This window comes from Enterobacter sp. EGD-HP1 (assembly GCF_000733275.2).
In the GTDB taxonomy this organism is placed as follows: Bacteria; Pseudomonadota; Gammaproteobacteria; order Enterobacterales; family Enterobacteriaceae; genus Enterobacter.
The window spans coordinates 195,778-209,746 of the sequence record NZ_AVOP01000032.1; the positions used below are offsets into that span (position 1 = coordinate 195,778).

Annotated in this window: 15 protein-coding genes; all 15 read right to left on the bottom strand. The window is 58.8% G+C overall.

The window, feature by feature from the left end; translation table 11 throughout:
- Positions 1 to 4: 4 nt before the first annotated feature.
- Positions 5 to 1,075, bottom strand: a complete 1,071-nt coding sequence (gene tssG / locus N037_RS16550) for a type VI secretion system baseplate subunit TssG (protein WP_032642280.1) — start codon at positions 1,073 to 1,075, stop codon at positions 5 to 7.
- The gene (tssF, locus tag N037_RS16555) at positions 1,072 to 2,943 is read right to left on the bottom strand and encodes a type VI secretion system baseplate subunit TssF (protein WP_032642282.1); all 1,872 of its coding nucleotides are present in this window, start codon (positions 2,941 to 2,943) and stop codon (positions 1,072 to 1,074) included. Before tssF ends, tssG begins: the two co-directional genes overlap by 4 nt.
- A gap of 2 nt (positions 2,944 to 2,945) precedes the next feature.
- Positions 2,946 to 3,509, bottom strand: coding sequence for a type VI secretion system baseplate subunit TssE (gene tssE, locus N037_RS16560; protein WP_010432861.1), 564 nt, complete (start codon positions 3,507 to 3,509; stop codon positions 2,946 to 2,948).
- Complete coding sequence (locus tag N037_RS16565) at positions 3,502 to 4,314, bottom strand: type VI secretion system accessory protein TagJ (RefSeq protein WP_032642284.1); 813 nt, start codon at positions 4,312 to 4,314, stop codon at positions 3,502 to 3,504. Before N037_RS16565 ends, tssE begins: the two co-directional genes overlap by 8 nt.
- A 9-nt stretch (positions 4,315 to 4,323) precedes the next feature.
- A complete protein-coding gene (locus tag N037_RS16570; RefSeq protein ID WP_023336023.1) occupies positions 4,324 to 5,322 on the bottom strand; it encodes a hypothetical protein in 999 nt (332 codons plus the stop codon).
- 16 nt (positions 5,323 to 5,338) lie between these two features.
- Positions 5,339 to 6,136, bottom strand: a complete 798-nt coding sequence (locus tag N037_RS16575) for a PP2C family protein-serine/threonine phosphatase (protein ID WP_023336024.1) — start codon at positions 6,134 to 6,136, stop codon at positions 5,339 to 5,341.
- Entirely contained in the window at positions 6,133 to 7,896 is a 1,764-nt protein-coding gene (gene tagH, locus N037_RS16580; protein WP_032642286.1) for a type VI secretion system-associated FHA domain protein TagH, read from the bottom strand. The genes N037_RS16575 and tagH overlap by 4 nt, the downstream gene beginning before the upstream one ends.
- 80 nt (positions 7,897 to 7,976) lie before the next feature.
- The gene (locus N037_RS16585; protein WP_032642289.1) at positions 7,977 to 8,384 is read right to left on the bottom strand and encodes a putative T6SS immunity periplasmic lipoprotein; all 408 of its coding nucleotides are present in this window, start codon (positions 8,382 to 8,384) and stop codon (positions 7,977 to 7,979) included.
- 67 nt (positions 8,385 to 8,451) lie between these two features.
- Complete coding sequence (locus N037_RS16590) at positions 8,452 to 8,934, bottom strand: Hcp family type VI secretion system effector (protein WP_010432842.1); 483 nt, start codon at positions 8,932 to 8,934, stop codon at positions 8,452 to 8,454.
- Positions 8,935 to 9,114: 180 nt separating this feature from the next.
- The gene (locus N037_RS16595) at positions 9,115 to 9,540 is read right to left on the bottom strand and encodes a T6SS amidase immunity protein Tai4 family protein (RefSeq protein ID WP_032642291.1); all 426 of its coding nucleotides are present in this window, start codon (positions 9,538 to 9,540) and stop codon (positions 9,115 to 9,117) included.
- Complete coding sequence (locus N037_RS16600; protein WP_032642293.1) at positions 9,537 to 10,043, bottom strand: type VI secretion system amidase effector protein Tae4; 507 nt, start codon at positions 10,041 to 10,043, stop codon at positions 9,537 to 9,539. The genes N037_RS16595 and N037_RS16600 overlap by 4 nt, the downstream gene beginning before the upstream one ends.
- Before the next feature lie 65 nt (positions 10,044 to 10,108).
- Positions 10,109 to 11,608 carry a type VI secretion system contractile sheath large subunit gene (gene tssC, locus N037_RS16605; RefSeq protein WP_023336028.1) on the bottom strand — a complete coding sequence of 500 codons (1,500 nt, stop codon included), beginning with the start codon at positions 11,606 to 11,608 and terminating at the stop codon, positions 10,109 to 10,111.
- Between the two features lie 3 nt (positions 11,609 to 11,611).
- Entirely contained in the window at positions 11,612 to 12,136 is a 525-nt protein-coding gene (gene tssB / locus N037_RS16610; RefSeq protein WP_008502644.1) for a type VI secretion system contractile sheath small subunit, read from the bottom strand.
- Between the two features lie 75 nt (positions 12,137 to 12,211).
- A complete protein-coding gene (tssA, locus tag N037_RS16615; protein ID WP_023336029.1) occupies positions 12,212 to 13,228 on the bottom strand; it encodes a type VI secretion system protein TssA in 1,017 nt (338 codons plus the stop codon).
- 11 nt (positions 13,229 to 13,239) lie between these two features.
- Positions 13,240 to 13,956 (bottom strand): type VI secretion system-associated protein TagF, encoded by a 717-nt coding sequence (tagF, locus tag N037_RS16620; RefSeq protein WP_032642295.1) that lies wholly within the window; start codon positions 13,954 to 13,956, stop codon positions 13,240 to 13,242.
- Positions 13,957 to 13,969 lie beyond the last annotated feature (13 nt).

The following is a 13,969-nucleotide window of genomic DNA, read 5'->3' on the forward strand; positions in this document are numbered from 1 at the left end:
TCCATTAACAATGATTCGATATACGGAAGGATTGCCGCTCTGCGCGATACACCAGTTCGCCACGCGGGACAGGCCGCGGCTGAAGGCCCAGCCAGGTGTTGTAGCCTAACCGCCCATTGCTGCCGAGCGTGGTGCCCTGCACCGCGTCTTCACGCAGGATAACCCGCGTTTCCCATTCAAACTCCACCCCGGCGTACTGACGCACCCAGTCGCGCAGCTCGGTGACCCACGCTTCCCCCGGCAGAAAACGGTTGTACTCCTCCGCGCTCAGCGGGCCAATTTCGATGCGAAACTTGTGCTGCACGTCTCGCACCGCAACGCCGAGAAAAGCGGACTCACCCATGCGCGGCATGCGGCGTCCTGCGCCAAGCTGCGCCTGCTCGCGCGTGGAAAGCGGCATCCACTGCGGTACGTTGCTCACCAGTTTGACCGGTGCTTTAAAATAGTTGCGCAGGATCTTCTCCAGGCCCTCCGGATCCCGCCCGTGACGGGTCAGGTGTCCGGCGTGGGTAAAGCGGGCATGCGGGCTCAGGCTGCCTTTGTTCATCTGCCCCGGCTGGCCCATGCCAATCAGCGACGCCAGGTAGCCCTCAAAGCGCCTGTTATCGGCGCGATCCAGAGAGACAGCCGGCTGCGCATCCGCCCAGGCGCGGTAAAACAGCAGCGCCAGGCGATGATGGAACAGGTCGGCAAACGCGCTCAGGCTGGTGTCCTGATGATGATAAATACGCTCGCGGGCGTATTCGGTCATGTGGACCGGCAGCGGGCCGTTCGGGCCAAACAGGCCAAAGCTGAGGATAGACACCTCATGAAGCCCGCTCTCCTCCCGCTGGCGGACCTGAGCCACCGTCGACGGTGCAAAACTCATCGACGGCTGCTGGCCGATGCGCAGCGGTTCGAATTTCGGCAGCGGCGCGCGTCCCAGCGGGTAGCGCTCGCCGCCCTGGGCATCAATGCGCCTTAACAGCTGAAACAGATCGTAGCGCCAGGGCGTCTCGCGGACGCCGCTCCAGAACGTATCCGGCAGCCGGGTCAGACGATGCACGCGCAGCGGTGCAGTGGCAGCCTCACTCATATCAGCGCCCTTTTACCCATCCGCGGCGCCCAGTAGCCAATCTCGCCGCGCTGCTGACTTTTCAGGGTGAACTCCGTAAAGCTGTTGATGGACACCAGACGGGCAAAGAGACGCTCCATCACGCTGCCGAATAGCCACGGACTGGCGCCGGAAAAGGCTCGCTCATCGACCGTCAGGGTAATGCCGATCCCACGGGCGAAAACGACCGGGCCAGGTTCAGGCACGCGGCGGTGAACCGGCTCCAGCACGCAGTGGCGTACCCCCTCTACCTGGCGCGCAACGGGCGTTTCTGCCAGGTTGGCGTACAGCCCTAACAGCTGGCGCAGCGCGGCCGCGCCGTCTTCGTTTTCGCTGTCCATCAGGCTGAGGTAGTTCATCTGCAGCTGGCTGATGAGCCGCCAGGTGCTGAACCCTTCCGCCAGCGCCGGGCGCGGCGGCGTCGGGCCTTTGCGCAGGGTGAGGGATTTCACCGGCATGGAGTCGGCCATAATGAACTGCCCGAGCTCCTGCTGCAGCATCAGCGGCAGGTCGCGGCTGGTGCAGAGCACCTCGGCAGAGATATAGCGCAGGTTTTCCTGCCACGGGGCGTGCTGTTCATCCACCAGCGAAACAAACACCTCTGAACCGATGTAACCGGTGCGGGTACCGTAGCGCAGGGCGTGTTCGGACAGCACGCGCTGTTCGCGGCGCAGGGAAAAATAGGCCCCGTAGTTGCCCGCATCACCGCTCCAGGTGCTCCAGAATGGACGAAACGTCTGGTCATCACGCTGGCCGTCGGCGCTGCCATAGATTTTTTTGACCGCGTAAATTTCATAATCCAGCGGACGGATGTTATCCACCACCAGATGGTATTCATGCTGGCCTTCATTCAGCTTCTGACGCGCCGCGACCTTAGGGAACAGGTTAATGACCGGCGTACAGTGCAGCGCCAGATGGCTGGCATCGACCACGCGCTCCAGCTGTTCATCCGACTTATCCAGCAGAATGAAGATGTCGAAGGCTTTTTCGCCTTCACAGCGTTCGATAAGCGTGCTCAGGCCGCTCAGGCTGATGAAGCGGAAGCGGGCCGGAAACGCGAAATACTCCTGCAGCAGGCGGTAGCCGTCAAAGTTGCGCAGATCGTCAGGAAGCAGGGCCTGGTCTGGCTCAAAGCCCTCCTGGCGCAGCGCGTCAGACGTCAGCAGCTGTCGCTGCGGCTGCGGGCTGACCGTCTGACAGACGATCCCGGCGTGGTGCTCCATCACCAGCTCCAGCAGCTTCAGCGCTTCAATGTCCGGACCACCGAGGAAAAATTCCAGACGGTCGAAATCCAGGTGCCCGAGGTTTTGCGGGCCGTCGCAGGCGATGCGGATCCGCAAGGCGCTGCCGATCCCACGCTGGCTCAGCCCCAGCTGCGCCAGCGGCAGATCGGCGGGCACGCCGCCCAGCTCGACCTTGTCGATTTTCAGCGGCAGCAGGTTGACCTCGTGCGCCGTGGTATAGCTGCAGGTCACGCCGGTTTTTTTCAGCGCCAGGCTGTCCATCATGGTGCCGCGCGGCACGATAAAGCCCTTGCTCAGGTCGCCCCGGCTGCTGTCGGGCTCAATCTCGGCAATCGCCATCGACGGGGTGGGCGCGAGATAGTTAGGCGCAATCATCTCCAGCAGACGCTGGGAGAAGCGCGGAAACTCCGCGTCCATTTTCATCTGCACGCGGGAGGTCAGGAAGGCGAAGCCCTCCATCAGACGTTCGGTATACGGGTCCGCTACTTCGATGCCGCGCATGCCCAGCCGTCCGGCGACCTTAGGATAGCGTTCGGCAAACTCGGCCCCCATTTCGCGCAGGTAGGCCAGCTCGCGGTTGTAGTATTCGAGCAGTTTACTTTCCATGATTACCCCGCATCTTTCAGTTCAAAATGGCCGTTTTCCAGATCGACATCGGTACGAAACAGAAACTCCAGCGGGTACGGCACGCACCATAAACGCCCTTTGATCTCGATGGAGAGCACGTTGTGCAGATCCAGCGAGGAGGTATCCGAGACGCAGCGGACCTGCAGCCCCTGCGGCAAAATGCGTGGTTCGAAATTGATGATGGCCTCGGTGAGCTTGCGCTGAATATCGTGCCATTCGATATCCGACATTCTTTTCCCGGCCAGCGGCGCGACGCCGAAGTTGACCACCGAGCGGTTCACGTGCGGCAAGGCGCTCAAATCGCCGGAGGCATCGTGGTTAATGGTGTTAAACAGCCACTGCAGATCGCGCAGCACATTGCGGCGCAGGGCGGCGTGGGTGATCAGATTGCTGTTGGCCGACTCGCGTTTTTTTTCCGGGTCATTATCGGTGAGGCGATCCAGCAGCGAGGGCTGCATTTTGTCGCGCGCCCCCACCTTCTCCTGCTTGCTGCGGGCTTGCCAGCCGCTGCGCAGCAGATCGCCTTCGCCAGCGGGATTACTCATCGGCTCCATCCGTCGCAAACGTCACGAGGCTTAAGGACAGAAGCGGGCTTTCGCTTTCCTCGCTCAGCCAGGCTTTCTGGCCCATACCTTCGTAAAGGGTGCCGTCTTCGTCGAGCGGCTGCCATTCGGTGACGCGGCCCAATTTAAGCGCATCAGGGGCATCGGCAGCAAACGGATAACGCGCCGGGATCTGACACACCTGCTCCGTACCGTCGGTCAGGCGCACCAGCGCGTGACGCCAGACCAGATCGGTCACGCTGGCAGGGGCCTGGAAACGGATCTCCGCGATAGCGCTAAACGGCAGCCAGAAATAGCGGCCGTTGACGATGGTTTCGCAGACCGGGCCGAGACGGGCATCGCCATCCATCAGCCAGTCAAAGGCCTGCGTCTCCTCGTTTTCGAGGGCGATGCGGCCTGGGTTTGCGTGAGCCTGTTCAAGGGCTTCAAGACGCAGCGCCTGCGCGCGCTCGCCCTCCTCGCCCAGCGCCGCGGCCAGGGCAGTCAGCCACGGCCACTGGGTTTCAGGCATGGACGGACGCGCCTGTCCCGCCATCACCTGCGCGCGCTGCAGCTCGCCCTGAATGGATTGCTCCAGCAGCGTGACGGTGGGCTTCGCCTGGGGCTTGAGCGCCAGCCAGCTTTTCAGCTGGGTCAGCGCACGCGTCCAGTTGCCGCTGAGGGTTAAAAACTGCACGAACGCGGCGCGAAGGTCGGCATCCGCCGGACGGGCTTTGATTTCAGCTTCAAGGCGCGCCAGGGCGTCGTTGAGCGACTCGCCCGCCAGGTGTTGATAGAGCGTATTCATAGCCACTCCTTAATTCGCCGCGCGCCATGCGCCGACGGCCGGATCGCGCAGCTGAGGACGCAGGGTATCAATCAGAACGATATTCAGCGGCGTGCCGGGTGCGACCCAGGCGCTCCACGTTTTTTTCACCGCCGCGATACGCGCCTGCAGTTTTGCGTCATCGCTGGCGATTTCACGGGAAATCTCCACCGCTACGGTACCGTTGCTTTTCCAGCTGTTCAGGGCGTTATCGTAAGGCAGGATCATCCAGCTCTGGTCGCTGTTTGGCGTGCTGAATACCATGCGCTCTTTGTTGACGGAGGTGATCAGCGCGTTTTCAGGATCGGCGCTTTGATTCAGCCCCGTCACCGGGAAGCCATGGATGTAGGTCACCGCCATCTCTTTCTGTTCACCGTTGCGGGACTGCGAAACAACGGTGTGTCCGCTCAGCCAGCTGCCGTTACCGCAGCGGGTGGTGTCAGAATCCGGAATAAAGAGCGCCGGAGCGGAAGCGCCCCCTTCCCAGAAGGTGCGAAGATGACAGCCGTCCTGCAGGGTAAATTCCTGCCACGGCGTGCGGTCAGCCGCGACAGTGCGGGAAGCCACGTTCTGGTCCGGCGGCAGTAACGCGCCGCTGGCTGGAGTTGCGGTGACGGTCGCAGCAGGCGCCGCCTCCTCCTGCTTCACCACCAGCGCCCAGTCCTGCGCTTTGCCTGCAGTGCCCTGCGCCAGCGTGGTACCCGCCGGATCGTTGAGCGTCCAGCTAAGCTTATTCACTTTGCTGCACTGGTGTTCCAGCAGGGAGCCAAGACGCGGCACAAAGTTCTCCAGCACGGAGACGTCTTTCTTGCCGTTCGCCACAATACGCAGCGCCACCTCAGGCTTACACCAGCTCTGCGGCGTGTTGTCTTTGATGTTGTCGATCCAGATATCCAGCTTCTGCGCAGGAGACTGCACGATGCGGAAATTCTCAGCCTGCGCGGTGGAGGTGACCGCCAGAAGTGCCAAACCCGATAGCCAAAGTTTCATATCGTTCCTTGTGTGTCTAATCAGTTCCGCAGGGAAGAAATTGTGCTGCATCAGAGAGGGTGTGCAGCAAAGTGGTGTCCTGAGGGTTGCCCATCCATACCGCCAGGGCAGTATAGTTATCCTGAGCATTCCCCTCCTGTTCGCCATTCTTTTGAATGATTTGGTTCATTAAGGTCAGCCACTCCTGCGGCGTATTGACCATATGCAGCGACTGCTTCATTTGCTCTTCGCTGACGCCGTGCCAGAACCCGTCGGTACAAAGTAAGAATGCATCGCCGTCTTCAACCTGCACCACGTCGCTGTAGCTCGCTTCCGGCCCGCCGTTTTCAATCCCCAGCGCGAGGTACAGCAGGTTGCTGTTGAGATCGTCGGTCTGGTGTCCGGCGTCTTTCATCTGCTGCACCAGGCTGTGGTCGGTGGTCACATGCCACAGCCATCCCCGGCGAAACAGGTACAGGCGGCTGTCTCCGGCGTGCGCCCAGTAGGCCAGCCCGTAATCACGGTCAATGAACAGGCTGACCAGCGTCGTGCCCATCCGGCGATAGTCCTGTACGGCCTGCTGTTCGCTGAGGATCGTGCGGTTCGCCGTCTGCACGTAGTCGCGGATGTGCTGCGCATTAAGGTGTTTGTCGCCATCGAAGCGGGAGATAATGCTGTTGCGGGCCAGCTCTGCAGCCACCTCACCGCCCGGCAGGCCCGCGATGCCGTCGCAGACGACAAAGCAGGCCGAACGTTCCCCTATGGTTTCTCCCGTCTGATCCTGGTTGCTGGCGCGCGTCCCCTGGCGGGAGAGAGAAGCCGTTGCGATATTCATTTGTCTTCCGATCCGCTCTGTGAGTCTTTGTACTGATTCACCTCCATGTCATACGCATGAAGGAAGGCCTCGCCGAAGAGGGTGTGGAAGTCATCCTCAATCTCGCCAGCCGTCTCGCCATAGCTGCGAACAAAATAGTCCCACAGGGCGGCTTTGCGGCTGCCCGGCAGCGCCAGACGAGAGGTCATCCCGTTCTGCTTCGCCTGCTCTTCCAGCTGTTCCGGGTTAAAGGATTGCAGCATCGCGGCGATAATGGCGCGGATACCGGAGATCATGCCCAGCTGGTGCGCCTGCAGATCGATCAGCGCGTCGCGCACGGATTTTGTTGGCGGCATAAAGCCCGGCATCGGGGTGCCGAACATCTGGATCAGCACGGTTTTACCGGTCGGCAACAGCTTGAACGGGTTGTTGGCATCATCCAGCACCATGGTCATATCGGCTTTTACGCCACGCTTGAGGATGGAGCGCGAGGAGAGCAGCGCCACGGTCCCCTGAGAGAACATGCCGAGGATTTGCCCCAGCTGACGCATATTTTCCCGGTCAAACTGCGGGACGGGCTGCATTTCACTCAGGCCCATGCCTTCCAGCAGCGCCTCCAGCAGCTCGCCCTGCAACACGTCGCCCTTCTCACCGCTGTTCGCCGTGGCGGTTGGGGCGGCGGCGTTATTGACCGGGTCGATGCGCAGGCGGCCCTTCGGGGCCTGAGCGCTGCTGCGCGCAACGGCCTGTGGCGTAGGCATGGTGAAGCCTGCGTAATCCGGTCGCGCGGGCTCTTCTTCAGCACGCGGTTCTTCCTGCGGCTCGGGGGCGAACAGCGGAGAATCGGCCAGCACGTCCTCTTCCTGCTCAGGTTCCGGCACTGGCGCAGGCTTTTCATCAATCATGTCTTCCGGATGGGTTAATGGCGCGCCGCCCATCAGCCCGAGCGGGTCGTCATTACGCGCGGCTGGCGCGCTGGCCTTACCGCCAAACAGGGCCAGCGGATCGAGCTCGTCCGTCGCCTCGTCTTCTGGCTTGACGGGGATATTCTCGCCCGGCGGCACCAGCGTTGACGGGGTAACGTCGTCAAAAATACTCTCTTTTTTGAACAAGGCTTCGTCGCTGAACAGCGTGTCCGGGTCAACATTCTTACGCTCGAGCTTTGGATCGCTGTCGTTGAACATCGCCAGCGGGTCTTCAGCGTTACGCTCCGGGGCCGCAGGCTGGGAGAACGGGTCGTGCGATGCAGCAGGCTGCGGTTTTGTACGGTTGCTGGAGATGCTGTCGGAGATGGAGAACTCCTGCATCAGGCTATCCCAGATCTCAGTTGGCACGGCGGTCGGCTCGGCTTTCCCGCGCGGTGCAGCACTCGCCGGTTTGGGTTGCGAAGTGGCCGCAGGCGCGGCTGCCGGACGCGCCTGTTGATGCATGCTGGCGGCCATACGGCTCACGGGCTGGGTGTCGTGGATCAGTTCGGTCACTTCGATGCGGTAATCATCAATACCGAGAATGTCGCCGTCCTGCAGCTCAACCTGACGCCCTCGCTCCAGCGGAATATCATTTAATACCACGCGGGTGACGCTGCCACGGTTGGTCACGCGGCATTCGCCCTGGGCGTCCACGTGAACAATGGCCTGCAGCCGAGAGATGGTGCGGTCATTATCCGGCAACACCAGATTGTTATCCGTACCGCGCCCAATGGTGCCGCCCGGGGCGTAAAAATCACAGCTGCTCTGCGGCGGCTGATGACCGGGTTTCGTAGAAATAATCGTGAATCGCATGGCGTATTCCTGCTGGTATGATTAGCGCTCAAACGCTGCCGCTCTCGGGGCGAAAACGGCGGCGTTTGGGGTTAACACATTCATTCAGTCTGCGTAAGCTTAAACTGGCCTGAAGGACCTTCTTGTAAGGTGAAACGGGCAGCATAGCGAATAGAATCGTTTTTAGCCGACACTGTCTGTGCCACATCATATTCTCCGGTTTGCCACGCGATACCACGCCACTGGTTGCACTGCTGAGAATTTAACGTCACTACAGGGATATATGTTGATGGCGGCGATATCGTTTTCCATTCCTTTCCCGCTCTTTTCATAATGGTGGGTGTATGGCTGATGACCGGCGCTTCTAACCCGGAATTAGCAGGGATAGCAAAGCAGGGTTCATTGTTTTTCAGCGTAACCGAAAGCGACTGATATTGTGCTGGATGCGACACACAGGTGCTGACCATTAACGTGACTGCAAACACACCGAATAACTTTTGCATAACCATGCCCGCCAATCCTTAGGGCGCTTTAGGTTGATAAAGACCGGGGAAAATTCCCCGGCCATATACGCTATTACGCTTCTTTGTTCTCTTTGATGTTCCAGCCAGCGCTGCTTTCAGCACCTTTACCACCCGCAGTGGTCTGCTCCCAGTACTGCTGTTTCACTTTCGCAGCCTGGAAGGCATAGGTCACACCAACGGTATCGCCATTGTCGGCACCGGTGTACTGAACAGAAGTGACCAGCACATCTTCCAGCGTGATACGGGTATATTCCACCTGCTGGCCGCCAGCTTTACAGACGGACAGCTCAACTTTAGTCAGGTGTTTGCCGCTGGCGCAGTGTTTCAGGACAGCGGTGGTGGATTTGTCGATCAGCGCGTTAACGTGCAGGTCGTTAAAGTTAACTTTACCGGCACCGCCGCCACCGCCAACGCTCATATTACCCGGCTGGGAAGCGCCCCAGGAGAAGGAGGTAATATCAGTCCAGCCGGTGTGGTTAGAATCTTTAGATTCGCCCGTAACACCCTCGACCTTCAGAAACATATCAATAGCCATAATATCTACTCTTCGTGGATGAACAATATTGCTTTCGAAAAAGCACTTATATGGCAAACAGGAAAGCATGGGGCTGAATAAAACCGTCCATATTTTACCTCTGCCTCACATCAAATGACCCGTGTCATTTGACAGTCTTACATTCTCCCGGAATAAATGGAAAGAATGTGAAGTCTTTTACTACTGCGGGTTATCCTGAATCCAGGTGCGATCAGGATTTCCGATGATTAATTGAGGAGCAAGTTTATTAAGTTCGTCACTATAATAAAGTCGCAGGCAGTTTAAGGTCACACCTTGTACTTCTGGTTTTCTCTCAGAATGGAAGGCATTGGTTGCGCCCTTGTATTTATTAATGAGAGCGTTAATTTTGTCATTACCATTCTCAATATCGAAAGGCACCCACTCCAGTAATGCATTACTGCTACGCGCTGCATCCAGAGAAAACTGGCTTTTATCATCAGCCACTTGTGCCAGACAGCGAGAAAGAACAATGTCTTTAACAACTTGCTTATAAGGCAATTTTTTGACAAATGACACCGGATCGTCAGTTGCATAAACAGAGGCGGAACTGGTGAGCAACAGTAGACTAGCAATTATTTTTTTCATGGCAACTCCCAAAAATTGGCTTTGGTCGTCGTGTAATTTGTATCCGGCGCATTGAAATAACAGTGATCCGAACAGGTTAAACCATTCCAGAATGTGGCATGACCGGCGGCATCATTCCAGCCCTGTACCTCAAACAGAATTACGCCCTTTTTGTTGGCCAATTGCTGTACGGGTATGGAAGGATAACTCACGATCATGTCAGGTTTACCCCACTGGCGCGTCAACCAGGCAATAACATCTTTTACGCGGTAGAAGTACCATTTATTATCAGCACCGGATACTGTGAGATTTGCAATACGCGGAACGGGATGCCCGGTATAATTCAGAACATAACTCATGCGAACGGCACAACTGTTTGACCAACCGCCCTGATTTTCGGGTATTTCGAAGTTGTGCTTAACCTTGCCGCCGATAACTTGCTTAACTTTACCGATAGAATCATTTGCATCGTAAATACGTGTTGCCGCCGCCCAGGCAGCAACAAACGAAGGTCTCGCTGTCATATTTCCTCTCAAATTTCCATGCTATAAAGCCAGCGCCGGGCACGGTTTCCCGGCAGCCATTATCATTACGCGTCTTTCGTCTTCAGCGACGGTAGTTTAGAAACCAGACGCAGGGAAACGGTCAGACCTTCCAGCTGGTAGTGTGGACGCAGGAAGAACTTCGCGGCGTAGTAGCCCGGGTTATCTTCAATCTCCTGCACCTGCACTTCCGCAGCCGCGAGCGGTTTGCGGGACTTGGTCTCCTGAGAGGAGTTCGCCGGGTCACCGTCGACGTAGTTCATGACCCAGTCGTTCAGCCAGCGCTCCATCTCTTCGCGCTCGCGGAAGGAGCCGATTTTGTCGCGCACGATGCACTTCAGGTAGTGGGCAAAACGGCAGCAGGCGAACAGGTACGGCAGGCGAGAGGCCAGACGCGCGTTAGCGGTCGCATCCGGGTCGTGATACTCCGCCGGTTTTTGCAGCGACTGCGCGCCGATGAAGGCGGCAAAGTCGGAGTTTTTGCGGTGAACCAGCGGCATAAAGCCGTTTTTCGCCAGCTCGGCTTCACGACGATCGCTGATGGCGATCTCGGTCGGGCACTTCATGTCCACGCCGCCGTCATCGCTCGGGAAGGTGTGGCACGGCAGGTTTTCCACCGCCCCGCCGGACTCCACGCCGCGAATCGAGGTGCACCAGCCGTACTCTTTGAAAGAGCGGTTGATGTTGGCGGCCATCGCATAGGCGGCGTTCGCCCAGGAATAGCTGTTGTGGTTTGCGCCGTCGGTCTGCTCTTCAAAATCAAAGCTGTCCACCGGGTTGGTGCGAATGCCGTACGGCAGACGCGACAGGAAGCGCGGCATCACCAGACCCAGATAGCGGGCATCTTCGGATTCACGCAGTGAACGCCAGGCCGCGTATTCGGTGTTCTGGAAGATCTTGGTCAGGTCGCGCGGGTTAGCCAGCTCCTGCCATGACTCCATCTGCATCACGCCCGGTGCGGTACCGGTGATAAACGGACAGTGCGCCGCAGAGCCGATGCGCGCCATTTCACCCAGCAGCTCAACGTCCTGCGGGCTGTGGTCGAAGTAGTAGTCGCCCACGATGCAGCCAAACGGCTCGCCGCCGAACTGACCGTACTCCTGCTCGTAGATTTTCTTGAAGATCGGGCTCTGGTCCCAGCCCACGCCCTTGAAGCGCTTCAGGGTGCGGCCCAGCTCCTGCTTGGAGATGCTCATAAAGCGGATCTTCAGCATCTCGTCAGTTTCAGTGTTGTTCACCAGGTAGCTCAGACCGCGCCAGGCGCTCTCCAGCTTCTGAAACTCGTCGTGGTGAATGATCTGGTTCACCTGCTGCGACAGCTGCTCGTCGATACCGGCAATCAGGTTCTGAATGGTGCGGTAGGTGTCGTTGGAGAAAGTGACGGTATTTTCCAGCGCCTGCTGCGCCAGCGTTTTGACCGCGCTCTCTACGGCTGAACGCGCCTGATCGGTTTTCGGGCGGAACTCTTTGTTCAGCAGCGCGCTGAATTCATCCTGGCTGAACGCCTGACCCGCCTGCTGCTCATGTTGTTGAGTCTGGTTGCTCATTGATTATTCCTCGCTACCTTTCGCACTTTCGTCATTTTTCGGCAACTGGCTCAGGGATTTGAGCAGCGTCGGATCCTGCAGAATTTTAGCGATCAGCTCTTCCGCACCGTTTTTGCCGTCCATATAGGTCAGCAGGTTGGAAAGCTGGGTACGCGCCTCCAGCAGCTTGTTCAGCGGCTCAACCTTGCGGGCCACCGCATCCGGCAGGAAGTCGTCCATGCTGTCGAAGGTCAGATCGACGTTGAGCTTACCTTCGCCGGTCAGGGTGTTATCCACCTGGAACGCCACGCGCGGCTTCAGCGCCTTCATGCGTTCGTCAAAGTTGTCGATGTCGATTTCGAGGAATTTACGCTCGTCGACGGCCGGCAGGTTTTCAACCGGTTTGCCGACCAGATCGGCCATGACGCCCATCACAAACGGCAGCTGAATCTTGCGTTCTGCACCGTAGATCTCTACGTCGTACTCGATCTGCACGCGGGGGGCACGGTTACGTGCGATGAATTTCTGCCCACTGTTACTCATTGCCATGATGTTCTCCATCAAAGATGCGCGGTGAAGGTGAAACGGCAGGCTCCATGCCTGTCGTCATAATGCCTGGACGCGTTATTCGCGGCGCCCAAAGATGTTTTCCAGTTGGTTAACGCCGTCTGGCGCCAGGTCGCGAATAATGTCCATAAAGTTAAGTTCTGACAGCCGCTGCACCCGTTCAATCATCAGCGGTGCGGGGTGGCTCGGTTCGTACTGCGCAAAATACTGCTTCGCTTTTTCCAGCATCAGCTGCGCGTCGGCGCGGCTGGTGACCTGCACGCTGCGCCAGTCGGTGACCGGCTGAACGGGCTGCGCTGCCGCCGACTGCTGCTCGGCCTGTGGTTCTGCCTGCGCCTCGCGGTTCGGCAGCAGCTTGCTGATGTCGGTCACCTGACAGGCGCTGGCCACCAGCCCCACGGTTTTCAGCAGCTGTTCCATCTCGGGCACGCCGCTTTCACCGAGATGCCCGGTGAGCAGTTCGCGAATCGCCAGCAGACGTTCGTTGATGACGATAACCGCTGCGGTTCCCGGCTGGTCGCCGCGGGCCAGCTCGTCAATCAGCCGAGGACGGCCGCCGGGATAGTCCGGACATTCCGTCTTGCTGCCGTCCAGCAGGGCCTGGGCATCCCGGAGCGAAATTTCATCGCCGTTTGAACGCAGAAGCGAGGCGTTTCGCACGGCGACGGTGAGGTCAGATTTATCGCTCAGCCCTGCCAGAGCGTTAATGCGATAGAACGGGTCGGTTTCGCCATACTCTTCCAGCAGCGGATAGAGCGGCTCCCAGTAACGGGCGATCGCCTCCTGAACCAGCAATAATCCGTCCGCGTAGCCCGCAAGCCCGCGGCGGCGCGTCCAGGCATGGGTTAACGCCAGCAGTACGCGAAGGTCTTTGGTGCGGGTCAGCAGGCTGGTGGCGTATTTTTCTACCGTGTTCCAGTCAGCGGGCTCTGCCGGGATAATGGTGTCGCCAAACTGCTGTTCCGCTTTCCCCTGACTGGCCTGATTCATGATCTGGAAGTCGGCGTCGTACTCCAGGTTTTCGCCGCAGGGTTTTTCGGGGCTTATTGGCGCAAGAAATTCTTCGATATTCATGAGATCCCTGCTTAATCAAACATGGGCGGATAGAGACCGTGACGCCCCGGACGGGCGCCCCCTGCCGGGTCGAACAGCAGGGTGAAAAGCTGCCCGGTAAAGTTACCGCTGTGCACGTGGGTGTACAGCGGGTAGCCGTCGCAGCGGTTGGTCCACCAGTAGCTGGTCTGACGCAGCGGATCAAAACACTCCGCCGCCTGAGGCCAGCCCAGCGTGCTCTGGCCATCCTCGTCATAGCCAATTACATCAAGGATGTCGGAACGCTTTTGCGGCTCGACGGGCTGCGGCGCCGGAATGGTCATCAGCATCTCATCGAGCTGCGAGGCGGAAAAACTGTTGCGCACCGCGTGCAGCCCCAGACGCCCAATCTGCTGATACCAGCTTTCGGCCTGGCTGAGCAGGCTGGTCGACCACTCTGACGGGGTGAAGCTCAGCTGAAGGCAAACCGGGTATTGTCGGCCAACGCTGTCGCGGCCAGGCAGCAGACAGCCCATCTGGATCATCTGGCTGCCCAGCATCGGCGGTACCACAAAATTCCACACTGGCGCTTTGTGAAACTGGCGCTCGCCGCTGCGCTGCTCTTCCTGCTGCCAGGCCAGCAGACCAACCTGGAACCAGTGTGACCACTGGCGCTGTAAAGTGTCAGGAAAGCGACGCTGCAAAAAATCTCCGGCGCTGGGTAATTTGCCATACCAGCTGTAGCGGTTCATCGCAGGGGTATTCGTCATACGGCTGTCCTTG

Coding starts and splice junctions, on each gene's coding strand:
- tssB (WP_008502644.1), bottom strand. CDS start 12,136: ATGGCAATGAGTAACAGTGGGCAGAAATTCATCGCACGTAACCGTGCC.
- tagF (WP_032642295.1), bottom strand. CDS start 13,956: ATGACGAATACCCCTGCGATGAACCGCTACAGCTGGTATGGCAAATTA.
- N037_RS16600 (WP_032642293.1), bottom strand. CDS start 10,043: ATGACAGCGAGACCTTCGTTTGTTGCTGCCTGGGCGGCGGCAACACGT.
- tssF (WP_032642282.1), bottom strand. CDS start 2,943: ATGGAAAGTAAACTGCTCGAATACTACAACCGCGAGCTGGCCTACCTG.
- N037_RS16575 (WP_023336024.1), bottom strand. CDS start 6,136: ATGAATATCGCAACGGCTTCTCTCTCCCGCCAGGGGACGCGCGCCAGC.
- tagH (WP_032642286.1), bottom strand. CDS start 7,896: ATGCGATTCACGATTATTTCTACGAAACCCGGTCATCAGCCGCCGCAG.
- N037_RS16565 (WP_032642284.1), bottom strand. CDS start 4,314: ATGAATACGCTCTATCAACACCTGGCGGGCGAGTCGCTCAACGACGCC.
- N037_RS16590 (WP_010432842.1), bottom strand. CDS start 8,934: ATGGCTATTGATATGTTTCTGAAGGTCGAGGGTGTTACGGGCGAATCT.
- tssC (WP_023336028.1), bottom strand. CDS start 11,608: ATGAGCAACCAGACTCAACAACATGAGCAGCAGGCGGGTCAGGCGTTC.
- N037_RS16595 (WP_032642291.1), bottom strand. CDS start 9,540: ATGAAAAAAATAATTGCTAGTCTACTGTTGCTCACCAGTTCCGCCTCT.
- tssE (WP_010432861.1), bottom strand. CDS start 3,509: ATGAGTAATCCCGCTGGCGAAGGCGATCTGCTGCGCAGCGGCTGGCAA.
- tssG (WP_032642280.1), bottom strand. CDS start 1,075: ATGAGTGAGGCTGCCACTGCACCGCTGCGCGTGCATCGTCTGACCCGG.
- tssA (WP_023336029.1), bottom strand. CDS start 13,228: ATGAATATCGAAGAATTTCTTGCGCCAATAAGCCCCGAAAAACCCTGC.
- N037_RS16585 (WP_032642289.1), bottom strand. CDS start 8,384: ATGGTTATGCAAAAGTTATTCGGTGTGTTTGCAGTCACGTTAATGGTC.
- N037_RS16570 (WP_023336023.1), bottom strand. CDS start 5,322: ATGAAACTTTGGCTATCGGGTTTGGCACTTCTGGCGGTCACCTCCACC.